The organism is Streptomyces sp. NPDC046349 (assembly GCF_055587885.1).
This window is the reverse complement of record NZ_JBVJFK010000011.1, coordinates 322815-341105: the sequence shown is the minus strand read 5'-3', so window position 1 is coordinate 341105 and position 18291 is coordinate 322815. Positions and strand designations below refer to the sequence as shown.

15 protein-coding genes are annotated in these 18291 nt (G+C 73.3%); 6 read left to right on the top strand and 9 right to left on the bottom strand.

From position 1 onward, the window contains the following. Positions 1-8: 8 nt before the first annotated feature. The 5 genes from ACZ6JS_RS26515 to ACZ6JS_RS26495 all read right to left on the bottom strand — a co-directional run bounded on the left by ACZ6JS_RS26515 (position 9) and on the right by ACZ6JS_RS26495 (position 4231). Positions 9-1427: a phytoene desaturase family protein gene (locus ACZ6JS_RS26515; protein ID WP_469301526.1), complete on the bottom strand. Its 1419-nt coding sequence runs from the start codon at positions 1425-1427 to the stop codon at positions 9-11. A gap of 36 nt (positions 1428-1463) precedes the next feature. Further along, on the bottom strand, positions 1464-2090 hold the full coding sequence (locus ACZ6JS_RS26510; protein ID WP_469301525.1) for a DUF4126 domain-containing protein: 627 nt from the start codon (positions 2088-2090) through the stop codon (positions 1464-1466). Positions 2091-2197: 107 nt separating this feature from the next. Beyond that, positions 2198-2599: a DUF3040 domain-containing protein gene (locus tag ACZ6JS_RS26505; RefSeq protein WP_469301523.1), complete on the bottom strand. Its 402-nt coding sequence runs from the start codon at positions 2597-2599 to the stop codon at positions 2198-2200. 293 nt (positions 2600-2892) lie between these two features. After that, a complete protein-coding gene (locus ACZ6JS_RS26500; RefSeq protein WP_469301521.1) occupies positions 2893-3651 on the bottom strand; it encodes a methyltransferase in 759 nt (252 codons plus the stop codon). 73 nt (positions 3652-3724) lie between these two features. Next, positions 3725-4231, bottom strand: coding sequence for an SAV_6107 family HEPN domain-containing protein (locus tag ACZ6JS_RS26495; protein ID WP_469301520.1), 507 nt, complete (start codon positions 4229-4231; stop codon positions 3725-3727). Positions 4232-4403: 172 nt separating this feature from the next. Here ACZ6JS_RS26495 and ACZ6JS_RS26490 point away from each other — a divergent pair, with 172 nt between their 5' ends. Genes ACZ6JS_RS26490 through ACZ6JS_RS26480 form a run of 3 tightly spaced genes read left to right on the top strand, consistent with a single transcriptional unit; the run spans position 4404 to position 8222 of the window. After that, positions 4404-5495, top strand: a complete 1092-nt coding sequence (locus tag ACZ6JS_RS26490) for an ATP-binding cassette domain-containing protein (protein WP_469301518.1) — start codon at positions 4404-4406, stop codon at positions 5493-5495. Continuing rightward, positions 5467-7560 (top strand): YhgE/Pip family protein, encoded by a 2094-nt coding sequence (locus ACZ6JS_RS26485; RefSeq protein ID WP_469301517.1) that lies wholly within the window; start codon positions 5467-5469, stop codon positions 7558-7560. Before ACZ6JS_RS26490 ends, ACZ6JS_RS26485 begins: the two co-directional genes overlap by 29 nt. Before the next feature lie 29 nt (positions 7561-7589). Further along, complete coding sequence (locus ACZ6JS_RS26480; protein ID WP_469301514.1) at positions 7590-8222, top strand: TetR/AcrR family transcriptional regulator; 633 nt, start codon at positions 7590-7592, stop codon at positions 8220-8222. Between the two features lie 426 nt (positions 8223-8648). On the opposite strand, the gene ACZ6JS_RS26475 is transcribed toward ACZ6JS_RS26480, so the two are convergent. The 4 genes from ACZ6JS_RS26475 to ACZ6JS_RS26460 all read right to left on the bottom strand — a co-directional run bounded on the left by ACZ6JS_RS26475 (position 8649) and on the right by ACZ6JS_RS26460 (position 14120). Further along, entirely contained in the window at positions 8649-11057 is a 2409-nt protein-coding gene (locus ACZ6JS_RS26475; RefSeq protein ID WP_469301513.1) for a transglutaminase TgpA family protein, read from the bottom strand. Continuing rightward, positions 11054-12421, bottom strand: coding sequence for a DUF58 domain-containing protein (locus ACZ6JS_RS26470; protein ID WP_469301511.1), 1368 nt, complete (start codon positions 12419-12421; stop codon positions 11054-11056). Before ACZ6JS_RS26470 ends, ACZ6JS_RS26475 begins: the two co-directional genes overlap by 4 nt. Next, positions 12421-13431: an AAA family ATPase gene (locus ACZ6JS_RS26465; RefSeq protein WP_469301510.1), complete on the bottom strand. Its 1011-nt coding sequence runs from the start codon at positions 13429-13431 to the stop codon at positions 12421-12423. The genes ACZ6JS_RS26470 and ACZ6JS_RS26465 overlap by 1 nt, the downstream gene beginning before the upstream one ends. Positions 13432-13568: 137 nt before the next feature. Continuing rightward, on the bottom strand, positions 13569-14120 hold the full coding sequence (locus ACZ6JS_RS26460) for a beta-class carbonic anhydrase (RefSeq protein WP_469301509.1): 552 nt from the start codon (positions 14118-14120) through the stop codon (positions 13569-13571). Between the two features lie 361 nt (positions 14121-14481). On the opposite strand from ACZ6JS_RS26460, the gene rsmH reads away from it, so the two are divergent. From rsmH to ACZ6JS_RS26445, 3 genes are all read left to right on the top strand, one after another. Continuing rightward, positions 14482-15441 (top strand): 16S rRNA (cytosine(1402)-N(4))-methyltransferase RsmH, encoded by a 960-nt coding sequence (gene rsmH / locus ACZ6JS_RS26455; protein ID WP_469301507.1) that lies wholly within the window; start codon positions 14482-14484, stop codon positions 15439-15441. Further along, complete coding sequence (gene ftsL, locus ACZ6JS_RS26450; protein ID WP_469301505.1) at positions 15438-15983, top strand: cell division protein FtsL; 546 nt, start codon at positions 15438-15440, stop codon at positions 15981-15983. Before rsmH ends, ftsL begins: the two co-directional genes overlap by 4 nt. Positions 15984-16244: 261 nt before the next feature. Then, positions 16245-18266 carry a peptidoglycan D,D-transpeptidase FtsI family protein gene (locus ACZ6JS_RS26445; RefSeq protein ID WP_469301502.1) on the top strand — a complete coding sequence of 674 codons (2022 nt, stop codon included), beginning with the start codon at positions 16245-16247 and terminating at the stop codon, positions 18264-18266. Positions 18267-18291: the final 25 nt, after the last annotated feature.

The following is an 18291-nucleotide window of genomic DNA, read 5'->3' as shown; positions in this document are numbered from 1 at the left end:
CGGACGGTTCACCGGGAGCCGCGGAAGCCCGCGCCCTCCACGATGAGCCCGGCCACGAGGGCCCCGGTCATCCCGGCGTGCGCCAGCCCGCCGCCGGGATGCGCCCAGCCGCCCGCCAGGTACAAGCCGGGCACGGCCGTCGTGTTGGCCGGATACAGCAGCCCGCCCCCCGCACCCGCGAGAGCGGGCGGGGGCACCGCGCCGCCCAGCGCGCCGGTCGCCGCCTCGACGTCGGCCGGGGTGCGCACCTCCTGCCACAACAGCCTCTCCCGCAGGCCCTGTACGGCCTCCTCCGCGAGGTTCAGCAGTTCCCCGGGCTCCGAGGTCCCCGGGCCGTGCACGGCGCTCACGGTGACCGCCTCGTGCTCCGCGTCGGGCCGTGTGGCGGGATCGTCCGGCCGCATGACGGTGACCTGAGCGCCGGCGGCGTGCACGAGCGTGCGGTGGACGGTTCCCGCGGGGCGGGCGCCGCGCAGCGCGAGCAGCAGTGTGATCCGGCCGGGCACGTCGTCGCCACGGGCGGGCACGGCCCCCGCGGGCCACGGCAGCGAGCCGGCCGGCAGCCTCCGCGGGTCGATCCCGCAGACGACGGAGTCGGCCTCCACCTCGGTGCCGTCGGCCAGCAGCAGGCCCGCCGCCCGGCCGCCCCGGACCAGCACCTCCCGCACGTCCGCCCCGAACACGAACGAGACCTTCCGCTCCAGGCAGCGCTCGTACACGGCGGTGGCCAGCGCCCGCATTCCGCCGCGCACGTACCAACTGCCGAAGGTCTGCTCCATGTACGCCAGCACGGCCGCCGAGCCGGGAGCGGTGGCCGGGTCGAGGCCGTATCCGCGGACCACGCCGGTCAGGACCTCCGCGAGCGGACCGCCCAGCTCCCGGCCGGCCACCTCGGCGAGGGTCGGGCTGCGGCGGCGCAACAGGCCGCTGCGCCGCAGCGCCGGGTAGGGGTCGCCGCCCAGCGTCTGCCGGGCGTCGCCGCGCAGTGGTTCCTCCAGCAGCGGGCGGCGGGTGGCGTCCCAGGCGTCCCGGGCCCGGCCCAGCACCGCGTTCCAGCGCTCGCCGGCGCCCTGGCCGAAGGCGCCCTCGAGGGCCGCGGCGACACCGCCGTGCGAGGCGCCGGGGAGGGTGACGTCGATGCCGTGGCCGGGCAGGACATGCCGGACGGCCGGGTCCACCTGCGCCATGTCGACGCAGTCCTCCAGCGACCGCTTGCCGGTCTTGACGAAGAGGTCGCGGTACACGGCGGGCAGGTGCAGCAGCCCGGGACCGGTGTCGAAGGCGAAGCCCTCCCGCTCGTACCGGCCCACGGCCCCGCCGTAGGTCCCGCCACGCTCGTACACCGTCACCCGGTGCCCCGCCACGGCCAGCCGGGCCGCCGTCGCCATCGCGCCCATCCCGGCGCCGATCACCGCAATTCGTGCCATGCGGCCGAGCCTATGACCCCGTACGGGCGCTCGCGCTCAGCGGGGTGGCGCCCCGGTGGCCTCGCGCGCCTCGGCGGCCAGCCGCTTCTCCTCGCGGCGCTGGGCGCGACGGCGCAGAAAGCGGCGGATCCTGCTCCAGAGGAACACCACGATGGCCAGTCCGACGACCAGCAGGGAGCCGGCGATGATCGCGGCGGGCACGGGGTAGAAGATCGCGAGCGTGACGAGGCCCGCCACGCCGAGGTCCTCGGCGATGCTCATCGCCACGTTGGTGAACGGCTCGGGCGAGGTGTTGATCGCCATCCGGGTGCCGGCCTTCACGAAGTGGCTGGCCAGCGCCGTGGTGCCGCCGACCGCCCCGGCGGTGAGGTCGGAGAGCGAGCCGCTCTGCCCGGCCAGCAGGGCGCCGATCACCGCCCCCGCCACCGGGCGGACGACGGTGTGGACGCCGTCCCATATCGAGTCGACGTACGGGATCTTGTCGGCGACGGCCTCGCAGAGGAAGAGCACGGCGGCGGCGATCAGCACGTCCGTGCGCTGAAGCGCCGCGGGGACCTCGTCGGACAGGCCGGTACGGCCGAAGACGCCGAGCAGGAGGACCACGGCGTAGGCGTTGATCCCGCTGGCCCAGCCGCTGGTGAAGACCAGGGGGAGCACACTCATCGGATCATCATGCCGTACGGCGGCATCCGCGGGCCGGAGGTCCGCACAGAACAGTGAGGGGACGGTCGCACGGCGGCGGCCATCCCCTCACTCACGTGTTCCGCGGGCTACTGCCCCTGCTCGTCACGGCGGCGCTGCCACCGGTCCTCGATGCGGTTCATCATCGACCGACGCTGCCGGTTGTGGCCGCGGGCCGAACCACCGGTATTTCCGGAGACGGGCTGCTCGCCGGGCTTGGGTGCCTTGCGCCAACCGGTGACCACGAGGACCGTACATCCCAGCATGACGAGGAAGCCCACCACGCTGATCCACAGCACGTTCGGAATGATCACACCGGTCATGAGGAGCGCGATACCCACCACAATGCCTGCGACTGCCTGGTAGACCCGTCGCCGGGTGTACGTACGCAGACCGCTTCCCTCAAGCGCTGTCGCGAACTTGGGGTCTTCGGCGTACAGCGCTCGCTCCATCTGCTCGAGCATTCGCTGCTCGTGCTCCGAGAGCGGCACGGGAGTCCTCCTCATCCGTCGGTCGCGGGGGTAGCGACCAGGGGTCCCCTTCAGGATAGGCGGGGAATCGCCCCCGTGACACCCGCCCTCAACGCACGTTCCAAAATGACAAAGCACACAAAGACAGAGCCGGTAAAGCCACTGCGTGAAAACCGTACCGCCGCGGGAGCGGTCACTGAGGCCGTTATTCCCCAATGGCCCGTTCGCCATGCCGGTCACTGCTCCCGATCATACGGGGCCGACCGGCCGAACGGAGGGTGGGCAGCAGACTCGGTGCGGGCCGGAGCAGCAGTTCAGGCCTGCTTCTCGCCCAGGACGTGCAGCTGCGTGGCCACCGCGTGGAAGGCGGGCAGCTCCGCCGCGGCCTCCTCCAGACGCAGCAGCGCCTCCACCGCGCCCGGCTCGGTGTCCACCAGGACGCCCGGAACGAGGTCGGCGAAGATCCGCACGCCGTGCACCGCGCCGACCGCCAGGCCGGCGTCGCCGACCAGCCCGGAGAGCTGTTCGCCGGTGAAGCGGCGCGGTACCGGGTCGCCGGAGCCCCACCGGCCGGCGGGGTCGGTGAGCGCGGTACGGGCCTCCGTGAAGTGCCCGGCCAGCGCACGGGCGAGCACGGCCCCGCCGAGGCCGGCGGCCAGCAGGCTGAGCGTGCCGCCGGGACGCAGGGCCGCCGCCACGTTGGCCACGCCCTCGGCCGGGTCGTCCACGTACTCCAGCACGCCGTGGCAGAGCACGACGTCGTACGCGCCCTGCTCGACCACGTCCAACAGGCCCTGGGCGTCGCCCTGGACGCCGCGGACGAGGTCGGCGACGCCGGCCTCCGACACCCGGCGCTCCAGCCCGAACAGTGCGTTCGGGCTGGGGTCGACCACGGTGACCCGGTGGCCCAGGTGAGCCACCGGCACGGCGAACTTGCCGGTGCCGCCGCCGGTGTCGAGCACGTCCAGCACATCCCGTCCGGTCGCCTTCACCCGGCGGTCGAGCGCCTCCTTGAGGACCTCCCACACCACAGCGGTGCGGAGGGAGGCACGGGGGCGGGAAGTGTCCGACACGGCTGATGTCTCCTCGGCGAGGGAAGGGTGAGCGGTCCGTGCCCCACCCTATTGCCTTCGGCAGCCGGGCAGGTCATCCCGCGTCCGGACGCTCCGGCCGCGGCTGCGGCGAGGTCTGCGCCGGGCTCTGGGGCAGGGTTTGGGCGGGCACCCGGAGGGCGAGCATCCGCTCCACCAGGCGCAGGAACATCGAAGCGGCGCGCAGCAGGTCGTCCGCGTCCCGGGCGCTGGCGGCGTCCGGTATCCCCGCCTCGGCCCGGGCCCGGCGGGCGGCGCCGGAGGCGAAGAGCGCGCTCCACTCGGCCAGCTCCGGCGCCAGCTCCGGCAGCACCTCCCACGCGCTGCGGATCCGGGGCCGCCGCCGCGGGTTCGCCGGCTCGGGGCGTGCACGCGCCGCGAGCACGGCCGCGGCGGTGCGCAGCGCGGAGAGGTGGGCCGTGGCGTAGCGCTCGTTGGGCCGGGTCAGCCGGGCGGCTTCGACGAGGCCGCTGCGGGCCTTGGCGAGGAGCTCGAGGGCGGCTGGAGGAGCCGCCGACTTGCGCAGGACGGGGTGGACAGGGGACGGGGACGGTGTGGCCATGACGAACCTCCTGTCGATGCGTTGACCCCATCGTGACGGGCTCCACTGACAATCGCCCTGACCTGCATGTTTTCCGTCATATGCACTGCAACTGCCCCCTCCTGCGCACCTGGTGCGGAATGAGGTGGTAGTTTTTGAACTGACCGGTCAGTTCAAAAAGAAGGGGGATGGCGTGGACAGCCCGCACGGCGCGGCCGTCAAGGCCGAGGACTTCGGACTCAGGGGACCGCGCGGCTGGGCCTTCCGGGGGATCGGCCTCGACGCGGCGCCCGGCTCGCTCATCGCGCTCGAAGGCCCCTCCGGCACCGGCCGGACCTGCCTGCTCCTGGCCCTCACCGGGCGGATGAAGCCCACCGAGGGCCACGCCGAGATCGGACGCCACCGGCTGCCGAAGAAGATGGCCGCGGTCCGCCGGATCGCCGCCCTCGGCCCGGTCCCCGGGGTCAACGACCTCGACCAGTCCCTCACCGTCGCCGAACAGCTGCGCGAGGGCGCCCTGCTCCAGCGCCACTACGGCGCCCCGATCCGCTCCCTGCTGCGGCCCCGGGCCGAGCGCCGCGCCACCGCCGCCGCCCGGATCGAGGCCGCCCTGGACGCCGCCGGGCTGGACCTCGCCACGCTGCCCAAGGGCGAGCGCACCACCGTCCGGGACCTGGAACGCCTGGAGTCCGTACGGCTGTCCGTCGCGATCGCCCTGCTCGGCTCCCCGAGGCTGCTGGCCCTCGACGACCTCGACATCAAGCTCGCGGACACCGAACGCACCGAGGTCTGGGCCCTGCTCCGCTCGATCGCCGCCCGGGGGATCACCGTCCTCGCGGTGTGCAGCGAAGCCCCCGCCGACGCCGTGGTCCTGCGGACCGTCCCGAAGGAGGAGGGCGGCGCTCCCGGAGCGGCGCAGTCGAACGGTGCCACCGGCACTCCGACGGTCACGTGGGGGACCCGGGCGAAGGGCGGCGCCGAGGCCGGCCGGGACGCGGACGCGGACCCGGACACCGACACGGCCGTCAAGGCGGAACCGGCGGTGAAGGCGGAAGCGGAACCGGCCGTGGAGAAGGACTCCGGCGGGCGCGGGGACGCCGCGTCCGACGTCGAGAGGGCGTCGAAGGCCGAGAAGGCCGAGAAGGCCGCGAAGGAAGAGAAGGCCGAAAAGGCCGAAAAGGCCGAGAAGGCCGAGAAGGCCGACGGCGACACCGGCGACAACGACGACGACAACGACGACACGAAGGGGGCGGACGATGCGCTCGCCGAAGCTGGCCGCGCTTGAGCTGAAGCGGTTCGGGCGGGGGAAGCTGCCCCGGGCCGCGCTCGTCGCGCTGCTCCTGCTGCCGCTGCTCTACGGAGCCCTGTACCTCTGGTCCTTCTGGGACCCGTACAGCCGCCTCGACAGGGTGCCCGTGGCACTCGTCAACTCCGACCGGGGCGCCACCGTCGACGGCAAGCACCTGGACGCGGGCGGTGAGATCACCAAGAAGCTCCGCGACAGCAAGACCTTCGACTGGCGGGAGGTGAGCGCCGAGAAGGCGGCCAAGGGCCTGGAGGACGGTACGTACTACCTGACCCTGACCATGCCGGCCGACTTCAGCGAGAAGATCGCCTCCAGCTCGGGCGACGACCCCGCCACGGGAGCCCTCCAGGTCCGCACCAACGACGCCAACAACTACGTCGTCGGCTCGATCTCCCGCTCCGTCTTCTCCGAGGTCCGCTCGGCGGCGTCCGCCAACGCCTCCCGCGGTTTCCTCGACAAGATCTTCGTCAGCTTCTCCGACCTGCACGACAAGACCGCCGAGGCCGCCGACGGTGCCGACAAGCTCAAGGACGGGGCGGGCAAGGCCCAGGAGGGCGCCAAGGAGCTCGCCGACGGCCTCGACACCGCCGGGGAGAAGAGCGGCGAGCTCAACAGCGGCCTGAAGAAGCTCAACGCGGCCGCCGCCAAGCTGGAGACCGGCACGCGGGACGTCGCGAACGGCACCCAGGCCGTCGCCGACAAGGTCAACGGCGCCGCCGACAAGGCCCGCCCGTTCGTCAAGGACCCCAAGAGCCTCGCGGCCACCGCCGAGCTGGTCGCCGACAGCGCGAAGGTGGTCAACAACCACCTCGACAAGTTCGTGGAGAAGGCCCCGGCCGCCGCGGCCGCCGCCAAGCGGGCCTCGACCGGCGCCGACGCCTACTACACCAAGCACTGCGTCACCCCCGGCGCCGAACCGCACCTCGCCTCCTGCCCCGACCTGAAGAAGGTCCGGGACGACACGGCCGAGGCCGCCGAACTCAGCGGCGACGTCAGCACCCTGGCCAAGAACGCGGGCGGGGACGTGGCCAGGCTCCGCACCCAGCTGACCGACCTGGAGAACAAGGCCCGCGAGCTCGCCGACAAGGCCCCCCACCTCGCGAGCGACCTCGACGCGGCCGTCGCCAAGATCAACGCCCTCAACACCGGCGCCCACAAGGTCGCCACCGGCATGTCCCAGCTGCACACCGGCCTCGGCACCGCCACCACCGGCTCCGGCGCCCTCACCGACGGCGTCGGCAAGCTCGGCGACGGCGCCCACCGCCTCGACGGCGGCATGTACAAGCTCGTCGACGGCACCGGCGAGCTCGCCGGCGGCCTGCACGAGGGCGTGGGCAAGATCCCCGACTACGACCAGCAGCAGCGGGACGCCCGCACCGAGGTCATGGCCGACCCGATCAAGCTCGCCAACCAGTCCCTGCACAAGGCGCCCAACTACGGCACCGGCTTCGCGCCCTACTTCATCCCGCTGTCCCTCTGGGTCGGTGCGATGGTCGCGTACATGCTGATCGCCCCGATGAACAAGCGGGCCCTGTCCGCGGGCGCCTCGCCCTGGCGGATCGCCCTCGCCGGCTGGCTGCCCGTCATGGGTATCGGCGCCGCCCAGGTCACCCTGCTGATGTCCGTGCTCCACTGGGCCCCGGACCTCGGCCTCAAGATGGCCAACCCGGTCCTCACCATCGCCTTCCTGCTGCTGGTCACCGGCTGCTTCGCGGCTATCATCCAGTGGCTCAACGCCAAGTTCGGCGCGGCCGGGCGGATCCTCGTCCTCGCCGTCCTCATGCTCCAGCTGACCTCGGCCGGCGGCACCTACCCCGTCCAGACCAGCCCGGACTTCTTCAACGCCGTCCACCCGTACCTGCCGATGTCGTACGTGGTGGAGAGCCTGCGCCGCCTCATCACCGGCGGCGACCTCACCCCGGTCTGGCAGGGCAGCCTGGTCCTGGTGGCCTTCACGGTCGGAGCCCTCGCCCTGACCGCGCTCGCCGCCCGGGGCAAGCAGGTGTGGACCATGGACCGGCTGCACCCCGAACTGAGCCTGTAGGGATGTTTTGACCTGTGACAATCAGCGCCATGGACAGCAGCAGCACCGGTACGGGTACCGGCGGGGGCCGTCGTGCGGCCACCCGGCAGAAGCTCTACGAAGCGGCCGTCACGCTGATCGCCGAGAAGGGCTTCTCCGCGACCACGGTCGATGAGATCGCCGAGCGGGCGGGCGTGGCGAAAGGCACGGTCTACTACAACTTCGCGAGCAAGAACGAGCTGTTCGAAGAGCTGCTGCGGCACGGCGTCGGCCTGCTGACGGCGTCGCTGCGGACGGCCGCGGAGGAGACCGAGGCGCGCGGCGGCAGCCGGGTCGAGGCGCTCGACGCGATGATCCGGGCGGGCCTGGTCTTCATCGACCGCTACCCGGCCTTCACCCAGCTGTACGTCGCCGAGCTGTGGCGGACCAACCGCACCTGGCAGTCCACCCTGATGGTGGTCCGCCAGGAGGCGGTGGCCGTCGTGGAGAAGGTGCTGCGCGAGGGCGTGGAACGCGGGGAGCTCAGCTCCGAGATCGACGTCCAGCTCACCGCGGCCGCGCTGGTGGGCATGGTGCTCGTGGCCGCCCTGGACTGGCAGTCCTTCCAGCGGGAGCGTTCCCTCGACGACGTGCACTCGGCGCTGTCGCTGCTGCTGCGCGGCCGGGTCAGCGGAAACCGCTGACCCGCGCGGTGCCCCCCGGTCGGCGGTGCCGCGCGGGCGCGGCAGCCCGTACAACTGGTGGGGCCCGCCGCGGCCCCTGAGTATCCGTACCTAGGCGCGGAAATGAGTAGGCACGCGGATGGGCTCCCACCTGCGCGGACGCCAGACTGGGAGCCACGGACAGGAGACCCGGTCCGCACCGCCGACACGGGGCTGCGGAGCGGACCGGTCACCTCCGCCGGAACCGGGAGGAGCTACGGGGGACCCGGTGGGTGAAGCGCGGACGCGGCGGGGCCCGGGGGGATCGGGCCTCGCCGCGTTCTCGCGTCCGCGGGTTCGGCGGTTGTCACGGCGGCGCGCCGCCACAGCCTGTACTCCGCCCCGGTTCCGCGCCTCGAACGCCGGCCTGGCCGGATGAGCCCCTCGGCCGGGGCCCGGTGCCTGCTGTCAGCCGCGGCCCCGGAGCGGGAGGCGGAGGCGGAGGGCCGTCAGGCGGGCCGAGGCCGCCGACGCCAGGACCGACCAGCGGGCCGAGACCGCCCAGGAGAGCCGGGCCGCCGAGCGCGGCAGCAGCAGAGCGCGCAGCCGGGCCGGGCGGCCCGCCGCGGCCAGCAGGCCCGCCCGGGCCGCCAACACGTCGTCCGTCAGGCCCGCGTACGGGACCTCCGCGCCCGGCGGCGCGTACAGGGCCCGCTCCACCGCACCCGCCACCCGGTGCACCGCCGCGGCGGCGTCCGGCTCCAGGCCGCCCGCGTCCACGACCCGGCTCGCCGCCCGGCGCGGCGACAGCGCCTCGTCCGGGGCCACGCCCACATCCCATGCGGCGTCGCCCAGTTCACGCCACGCTGCCAGGACCTCCCCGGTCCCCAGACGGCGCGCCCGCAGCCGGCTGCGCCACAGCAGCGGGAGCAGGGGCAGGCCCAGCACCGCGACCACGACCGCCGCCCAGCCGAGGACGGCCGCCGGCGACGGCCCCTCGTCGTGGGCCGCGCTCTGCTGCGGGGCGGTCGGCCCGCACTCGCCGAGCTTCTTCATCTCCGGCGGGCACTCGGCTGACGCCGAGGGCGCCGGCGCCGGCTGCACCGCGCCCTGCGAGGGCAGCGGCGCGGGCGCGGACGGCTGGGCCGCCGGGGCCTGCGGCCGGGAGTAGTCCGGCACGTTGAGGCCCGACCGGGGCGTCGGCTCGAAGCGGGTCCAGCCCACGCCCTGGAAGTACAGCTCGGGCCAGGCGTGCGCGTCCCGCATCGACACGTTCACGATCCCGTCCGACTGCTTCTCCCCGGGGGTGAAACCGACCGCGACCCGGGCCGGGATACCCAGCGTGCGGGACATCGCCGCCATCGAGAACGCAAAGTGTATGCAGAAGCCCTCCTTGTCGGCGAGGAACCGGGCCACGGCCTGCGGCCCCGTGCCCGAGGCGGTCTGCGTGTCGTAGCGGAACCCACCGCTCACGGCGAAGAAGTCCTGGAGCTTCACCGCGCGCGAGTAGTCGTCCTTCGCCCCCTGCGTCACCTGGCGGGCCGTGTCGGCGACCACCGGCGGCAGGTTGTCCGGGACCTTCGTGTACTCCTCCCGGATCGCAGGGTCCGGCGCCGAGGCCTTCTGGAGCTGCTGCGCGGTCGGTTTCAGCAGCAGGCTGCGCACCTTGTAGTCGGCGCCCTGGACGGTCTGGTATTTGTCCCGGGCCAACTGGTCGCCGACCAGGGTCCGGCCGACCGGCTCGAACCGCCACTTCCCTCCGATCTCCACCGCGGTGGCCGGGTAGGGCATGGGGAGGTAGCGCTGGGTGTAGCCGTCCGACGCCGTGATGTTCGTGGTCACCTCGGTCGAGCCCTGGCGTACCTGGTCACCGAGACCGGGCGGGACCGGCATCTGCTGGGGCACGTCGGTCAGGGCCCGGCCGGACGCCTCCCACCTGACGCCGTTGAACTCGTCGAGGGCCAGGATGCGCAGGTACTGCTCGCTCTGCTCAGGGCTGTCCGTCCGGTACCGCAGGACCACACGGTTGTCCTGCGCGTTCAGATTGCTCTGCAGGGAGACCAGCGGGTTGACCGCCGAGATCGTACCGCCGGAGCCGCCGGCACCCTCGCCGTCCTTCGGAGTGCCCAGCAGGCCGTCGTCGAGGGCGGGCAGCGCCGTCGGCACCACCAGCGCAAGGCCCAGGGCCATGGCGCCGATCCGCCGGCCGAACCGCACCGGGGCCGTCGCCTGGACGCTGCCGCTGATGCCGGAGTCGGCCGCTCCGCGCCCGCGCGGCGCCGAGCCGAAGACCCGCCCCCACTGGGCGAGCCGGTCGCGGCCCTCGGAGAGCAGCAGCATCAGGTATCCGCAGCCCGCCAGCAGGAAGGAGAACCAGGAGGCCTCCCCGCCGCCCGACAGGCCCGCGGCGACCGAGTACAGCGCGAGCAGCGGCAGTCCGGCCGCGGCCGCCGTGCGCGCGGTCACCGCCAGCAGGTCCACCAGCAGGCCGATCAGGAGGACCCCGGACACCAGCAGCAGCTGGATGCCGTCCGTCAGCGGGGCCGGTATCGCGTACTCGCCGACGTCGTGGACGCCCTGTGCGAACAGCGAGCCGAAGTCCGTCACGAAGTAGGCCAGCGGGCCGCTGCCGGTGGACTCGACCTTGCCTGCGAAGAGCAGCGCGAGCAGCAGCAACGACACCAGCAGCTGCGCGGCCACGGTCAGCGACCGCGCCAGCGGCACCCGCCGGGCCCCCGCCCCCACCGCGCTCTGCACGGTGAGCAGCAGCGCGGCCTGGAGCAGCCAGGCCTGCGATTCCACCAGCGGGCTCAGCGACCACGAGGTGAGCAGCGTCGCGAGTGCCGCGAACACCGTCAGTTTCGCCCGTCCGCTCATTCCCGGCCTCCGCTCGTTCCCGTACCGACGCGCGCGGTTCCGGCCTGCCGCCACAGCTCGCCGAAGGCGACCCCCGGGGTGGCGGCCAGCGCCGTCCAGCCCGCGTCACGCAGCCGGCGCAGCCGCTCCTGGAGGGGGACCACGTCGTGTCCGGGCTCGGGCCGTCCGCCCCAGGCCCCGGTGTCCAGTACGAAGGCCACCGCGCCCGAGGTGCGCTGGCGCATCCTGGCCGCCAGTTCGGTCTGTACGTCGTCCAGGTCGCCGAAGAAGGCGATGAGGAGCCCGTCGCCGCCGCCTTCGCCGTAGCCGCCGCCGCGCACCGCGTCGTAGGCCCGGGAGAGCCCGGCGCCGTCGGAGTGCCCGACCACGGCGAGGGTGTCCATCATCAGGCCGGCGGCCTCCGCGGAGTCCTGCCCGCCGGCGGCGAACCCGCCGCCGCCCTCGCCGGGCACCGCGTTTCCGGTGTCGGTGAGCAGCCGTGCGGAGAAGCCCTGCTCCAGGACGTGCACGAGGCTGGAGGCGGCCGCGGAGACGGCCCATTCGAACGCGGAGTCGGGGCCCGCGCCGTCGAAGGCGAGGCGGCGGGTGTCGAGCAGGACGGTGGCCCGGCTGCGCTGGGGCTGTTCCTCACGGCGGACCATCAGCTCGCCGTAGCGGGCGGTGGAGCGCCAGTGCACGCGGCGCAGGTCGTCGCCGCGCCGGTAGCTGCGGGGGATCACGTCGTCGTCGCCGGCCAGTGCCAGGGAGCGGCGGCTGCCGTCGCCGTAGCCGTTGGACTCGCCGGTCAGCCGGACCGGGGGCAGCGGTTCGGTGCGCGGTATGACGGTGAGGGTGTCGTAGGCGCTGAAGGAGCGGGTCAGCTCGACCAGCCCGAAGGGGTCGGTCAGCCGCATCTGCAGCGGGCCCAGCGGGTAGCGGCCGCGCAGGTCGGAGCGGACCCGGTAGGACACCTCGCGGCGGCCGCCGGGCTCGACCCGGTCCAGGACGAACCGCGGTCGCGGGCCCAGGACGTAGGGCACCCGGTCCTGGAGCATCAGCAGGCCGGTGGGCAGCCGGGAGACGTTGTCCATGCGCAGCTGTACCCGGGCCTCGGCTCCCGCGGGCACCCGCCCGGGGGTCAGCCGGCGGCTGCCGGAGACCCGGTAGCGGGTGCGGTGCAGGGCGTAGACGCAGATCAGCGGCAGGAGGGCGAGGAGCAGGCCGACGCGCAGCAGCGCGCCCTGGCCGAGGACGTAGGCGCAGGCGGACGCGGCGATCCCGGCGGCGACGAACGAGCGGCCGCGGGTGGTAAGCCCGGACAGCGAGGCGCGCAGTCCGCCGCCGTCTCCCGGGCCGCCGGCGCCGCGTGGGGCACCGGCGCCCATCAGAAGCTCCGGGCGCCGGCGCCGGGCGGCATCTCGCCGCGGGCGTGCGCGGCCGGGACGGGGGTGCGCTGGAGGATCTCGCCGACGACCTGCTCGGAGGTGCGCCGGTTCAGCTGGGCCTGTGCGGTGGGCAGCAGACGGTGCGCGAGGACCGGTGCGGCCAGCGACTGGACGTCGTCGGGCAGGACGTAGTCCCGGCCGGCGAGCGCGGCGGAGGCCTTCACGGCGCGCAGGAGGTGCAGGGTGGCCCGGGGTGAGGCGCCGAGCCGCAGGTCGGGGTGGCTGCGGGTGGCGGAGACCAGGTCGACGACGTAGCGCCGGACGGGCTCGGCGACGTAGACCTCGCGCACGGCCTCTATCAGCTTGACGATGTCGTGGGCGTGCGCGACGGACTGGAGGTCGTCGAGCGGGTTGATCGCGCCGTGCACGTCGAGCATCTGGAGCTCGGCCTCGGGGCTGGGGTAGCCGACGGAGACGCGGGCCATGAACCGGTCGCGCTGGGCTTCGGGCAGCGGGTAGGTGCCCTCCATCTCCACCGGGTTCTGGGTGGCGACGACCATGAAGGGGCTCGGCAGCGTGTAGGTGGTGCCGTCGATGGTGACCTGGCGCTCCTCCATCGACTCCAGCAGCGCCGACTGGGTCTTCGGCGAGGCGCGGTTGATCTCGTCGCCGATGACGATCTGCGCGAAGATCGCGCCCGGCTTGAACTCGAACTCGCGGCGCTGCTGGTCGTAGATGCTGACGCCCGTGATGTCGGAGGGCAGCAGGTCCGGCGTGAACTGGATGCGCTGCACCGAGCAGTCGATGGACTTGGCCAGCGTCTTCGCGAGCATCGTCTTGCCCACGCCGGGAACGTCCTCGATCAACAGGTGTCCCTCGGCGAGGAGCACGGTCAGCGCGAGGCGGACGACCTCGGGCTTGCCCTCGATCACGCTCTCGACCGACAGGCGGACCCGCTCCGCCGTGCTGGTCAGATCCGCGAGGCTCGCTCTGTCGTCATACGTCGTCACCTGGTTCTCCTCGGCCCATTTCTCAGGGCCGACGCCCTTGGCGCATGACCGGCCCACCCCGAAACACGGACACCGGACCCGGGGTTTCCCGGGGGGTGTCTTCCCGCATTCTTGACGGCGGCACGGCCTTGTGTCACTCAGGAGCTGGGATCGATCTCCCGGAGGAGCCCGGTGTGCACGTCGAAGACGAAGCCTCGCACATCGTCCTTGTGGGGCAGGAACGGGTTGGTGCGCACGCGCTGCATGGACTGTCGGACGTCCTGGTCGACGTCGCGGAAGGCCTCGACGGCCCAGGCGGGGCGCTGGCCGACCTCGTCCTCCAGCTCGTGGCGGAAGTCCTCGGTCAGACGTTCCAGACCGCAGCCGGTGTGGTGGATGAGTATCACCGTGCGGGTGCCGAGGGCCCGCTGGCTGATGGTGAGGGAGCGGATGGTGTCGTCGGTGACCACGCCGCCCGCGTTGCGGATGGTGTGGCAGTCGCCGAGCTCCAGGCCGAGTGCGGCGTGCAGGTCGAGGCGGGCGTCCATGCAGGCCACGATGGCCACGTGGAGGACCGGGCGGGCGTCCATGCCGGGGTCGGTGAACTTGGCGGCGTAGCGCTGGTTCGCCTCGACCAGCCGGTCGGTGACTGATCCGCCGACGGATGCCTCGGGTGCGGAGTCTGCAGGCAGGGATGCGGAAGTCGTCATGGGTACGACGTTAGTGGTCACGGGCGGCGCCGTCCGGGCGTGAGGTTGGACAAAGAACGTCAACGGGGCTTGTTGTGAGCTAACCCACAGGGGTGGGCGGGGGGCGGCCGTCCGGGTGGTTCCGCAGCATTCGCGGCTTCGGTCCGAGAGCCGCGTACGGCGCGCGGGCCGGTTCGTTGACCGCGGCGACCGTTGCACTAAAGTGACGCGAACCGGCCGGAGCCCGGCCCTGACCGGCCGCCCGGCCACCAGTGAAGACTCCGCGTGCGCGGCGCGTACGTACGGCCCGGCCCTCTTCCGCTCACCGGCCGGGGGAGCGGGCGGTGCGTACGCCTGCCGCGCCGTTATCTGAGAGGGCGCTTTGACTAGCGAGTCCCGACATGTCCCGGTGATGCTCCAGCGGTGCCTGGACCTGTTGGCCCCGGCGCTGGAGAGGCCCGGGGCCGTCGTCGTCGACTGCACCCTCGGCCTCGGCGGCCACAGCGAGGCCCTGCTGACCCGTTTCCCCGAGGCGCGCCTGATCGGCCTCGACCGCGACAAGGAGGCCCTGCGGCTCTCCGGCGAACGGCTCGCCCCCTTCGGCGACCGGGCCACCCTCGTCCACGCGATCTACGCGGACCTCGCCGAGGTGCTCGACGGGCTGGGCCTTGCGACGGTCCAGGGCATCCTCTTCGACCTGGGCGTCTCCTCCATGCAGCTGGACGAGGCCGACCGCGGGTTCGCGTACGCGCAGGACGCGCCGCTGGACATGCGCATGGACCAGACGACGGGCATCAGCGCCGCCGAGGTCCTCAACACCTACGCCCCGGGCGAGCTCGTGCGGATCCTGCGCCAGTACGGCGAGGAGAAGCAGGCCAAGCGGATCGTGTCCGCGATCGTCCGCGAGCGCGAGAAGGCCCCCTTCAGCAACAGCGCCCGACTGGTGGAGCTCATCCGCGACGCCCTGCCCCAGGCCGCCAAGCGCACCGGCGGCAACCCGGCGAAGCGCACCTTCCAGGCGCTGCGGATCGAGGTCAACGGCGAGCTCTCCGGCCTGGAACGGGCCATCCCGGCGGCGGTGGACCGCATCGCGGTCGGCGGCCGGATCGCGGTGCTCTCGTACCACTCGCTGGAGGACCGCCTGGTCAAGCAGGTCTTCTCGGCCGGAGCGGCCTCCACCGCCCCGCCCGGGCTGCCGGTGGTGCCCGAGAAGTACCAGCCGAAGCTCAAACTGCTCACGCGCGGCGCGGAGCTGCCGACCGAGGAGGAGATCGCCGAGAACCGGCGGGCCGCCCCGGCGAGGTTGCGGGGGGTCGAACGCATCCGGGAGGCGCAACTGTGACCAAGGCCGGGAAGGTCGCCACGCTGACCCGCGGGCAGGCGGCCCGCATCGGGCGGGCCCTCGGGTCCGGCCCGGCCCGGCCGCGGCCCGGCGGGCAGGCGGCGCGGATGCCGTTCGTCCTGCTGGTCGTGGCCCTGCTCGCAGGCGGCCTGATCAGCCTGCTGCTGCTGAACTCGGCCCTCAACGAGGGCTCCTTCCAGCTGACCCGGCTGAAGAAGGAGACCACCGCCCTCACCGACGAGGAGCAGGCCCTCCAGCGCGACGTGGACGCCTATTCGGCCCCCGACGCCCTCCAGCGCCGCGCTCGGGAACTGGGCCTGGTCCCGGGCGGCAGCCCCGTCTTCATCGGCCCGGACGGCAAGGTCTCCGGCAGCGTCTCGGTGGCCGAGGCACCGCCGTCGCCGACCCCGACCGTCCCGGCCCCGCCGCCGGCCGGACCGGGACAGTCCCCGGCCCCTGCCGCGCCGAACCAGTCCGTCCCCCCGGGTGCCCCGGTGGCGCCCGGCCCGACACCGCAGCCCAACCAGCCTGCTGGAAGGTGACGTCGTGACGCGGATTCCCGCGGGGGGCCACCCCACCCCGCCCCTGCCCCGGCCACCGCTGGGAGGTGCCCCCGCCGCCCGGGGCCCTGCCCGGGCCCGCGCCACCCGCGCGTGCCCCGTGTCCGGCACCCCGGGCCCGTACGCCGGGCTCCACCAAGCACCGGCCCGCCCAGCGCCGCGGCCCGGCCGGGCCGCGGCCCCGGCCGGCGGCCACCGCGCCGACGGGGGAACCCGTCCCGCCGCGCCGCGGACGGTGGCCGCGTGAGCCCGCCGGAGCCGCCGCGGCGGCGGGTGCCCGGGCCGGCCAGGTCGTCCCGGCCCGGCGACCGGGCCCGGGCCACCGCCCGCCCGGCCTCCCGCCCGGCGACCCGCCGCCCCGCCGGCCCCCGCAAGCCGCACACCATCCGGCTCGGCAGCCCCCGGCCCCGCCTGCGCCTGGTCGGCGTCGGCCTCACCCTGGTCATGCTCGCCTTCGTCGTCCGGCTGCTCCAGGTGCAGGCCGTCGACGCCTCGTCCTTCTCCGCCGCGGCGTCCAAGAACCGCTACACCAACGTCAAACTGGCCGCCGAACGGGGCGAGATCACCGACCGCAAGGGCGTGGCCCTCGCGACCAGCGTCGACGCGTACGACATCACCGCAGACCCGAAGATGTTCACCCCGCAGGACAGCAAGGCCCCGGACGCCCCCGAGCAGGCCGCGGCTCTCCTCGCACCCATCCTCGGCAAGGACGCCAAGGAGCTCACGGAGAAGCTCAAGACGAGGAACAGCCGGTACGTGGTCCTCGCCCAGCGCCAGACCCCGCAGGTCTGGAACCAGATCAAGGACCTCAAGCGGGTCTTCTCCGAGAAGGCGAGCGCCGACAAGAAGAACAACGCTCCCGGCGCCAACGTCCTGGCCGGCGTGTTCAAGGAGGACAGCAGCAAGCGCGTGTATCCCGGCGGGGACCTCGCCGCCGGGATACTGGGCTACGTCAACGCCGAGGGCAAGGGCGCCGGCGGGCTGGAGTCCGCCCTCGACAAGAAGCTGGCCGGCAAGGACGGCGAGATCACCTACGCCCAGTCCGGCGGCCGCAAGGTCCCCACCGCCGGCTCCAGCGAGAAGCCCGCCGTCCCCGGTGACGACATCGAGCTGACCATCGACCGGGACATCCAGTGGGCGGCGGAGAGCGCCATCGCCGAGCAGGTGCAGAAGTCCGAGGCCGACCGCGGCTACGTCATCGTCCAGGACACCCGCACCGGCGAGGTGCTGGCCATGGCCAACGCACCCGGCTTCGACCCCAACGACCTGACCCGGGCCAGCTCCGCCGCCATGGGCAACGCCGCCCTCCAGGACGTGTACGAGCCCGGCTCCACCGCCAAGGTGATGTCGATGGCGGCCGTCCTGGAGGAGAAGAAGGCGACCCCGGACACCCGCGTCGAGGTGCCCAACCGCCTCCACCGCGGCGACCGGCTGTTCAAGGACGACATCGACCACCCGACCTGGTACCTGACCCTCAACGGCGTCCTCGCCAAGTCCTCCAACATCGGCACCATCCTGGCCACCGGCCAGCTCGGTCCGACCCAGCCCGAGGCCAACAGGGTCCTGCACTCCTACCTGACCAAGTTCGGCATCGGCCGGCCCACCGGCCTGAACTACCCGGGCGAGTCCCGCGGCATCCTCGCCGAGCCGCAGGCCTGGTCCACCTCCCAGCAGTACACGATCCCTTTCGGCCAGGGACTCTCCGTCAACGCCATGCAGGCGGCGTCCGTGTACTCGACGATCGCCAACGGCGGGGTCCGTATCGAGCCGACGCTGGTCCGCGGCACCAAGGGCCCCGACGGCCGTTTCACCCCGGCCCCGGCGCCCGCGCAGAACCGCGTGATCAGCCAGGAGACCGCCAAGACCCTCGCCGAGATGCTCGAATCCGTCGTCGACGACCAGGAGGGCACCGGAACCAAGGCGAAGATCCCCGGTTACCGGGTCGGCGGCAAGACCGGTACCTCCAACCGGGTGGATCCGGCCACCGGCCGCTACAAGGGCTACACCGCCTCCTTCGCCGGTTTCGCCCCGGCGGACAACCCGCGCATCACCGTCTACTGCGCCATCCAGAACCCCACGAAGGGCAGTTACTTCGGCGGACAGATCTGCGGCCCCATCTACAAGAAGGTGATGGAGTTCGCCCTCAAGACCCTCCAGGTCGCCCCCACCGGCACCGCCCCCGCCGGGCTCCCGGTCACCTACGAGCCCGGCCCGCAGCCCGCCCAGCAGCCCGCCCCGCAGCCCACTCCGCAGCCCGGCCAGTGACCCACGGCCGCGGCCTGCCCGCCAG

What these genes read in the sequence shown, in the direction of transcription:
- ACZ6JS_RS26515 (WP_469301526.1), bottom strand. Translation starts at nt 1,427, where the DNA reads ATGGCACGAATTGCGGTGATCGGCGCCGGGATGGGCGCGATGGCGACG.
- ACZ6JS_RS26510 (WP_469301525.1), bottom strand. Translation starts at nt 2,090, where the DNA reads ATGAGTGTGCTCCCCCTGGTCTTCACCAGCGGCTGGGCCAGCGGGATC.
- ACZ6JS_RS26495 (WP_469301520.1), bottom strand. Translation starts at nt 4,231, where the DNA reads ATGGCCACACCGTCCCCGTCCCCTGTCCACCCCGTCCTGCGCAAGTCG.
- ACZ6JS_RS26485 (WP_469301517.1), top strand. Translation starts at nt 5,467, where the DNA reads ATGCGCTCGCCGAAGCTGGCCGCGCTTGAGCTGAAGCGGTTCGGGCGG.
- ACZ6JS_RS26480 (WP_469301514.1), top strand. Translation starts at nt 7,590, where the DNA reads ATGGACAGCAGCAGCACCGGTACGGGTACCGGCGGGGGCCGTCGTGCG.
- ACZ6JS_RS26475 (WP_469301513.1), bottom strand. Translation starts at nt 11,057, where the DNA reads ATGAGCGGACGGGCGAAACTGACGGTGTTCGCGGCACTCGCGACGCTG.
- ACZ6JS_RS26470 (WP_469301511.1), bottom strand. Translation starts at nt 12,421, where the DNA reads ATGGGCGCCGGTGCCCCACGCGGCGCCGGCGGCCCGGGAGACGGCGGC.
- ACZ6JS_RS26460 (WP_469301509.1), bottom strand. Translation starts at nt 14,120, where the DNA reads ATGACGACTTCCGCATCCCTGCCTGCAGACTCCGCACCCGAGGCATCC.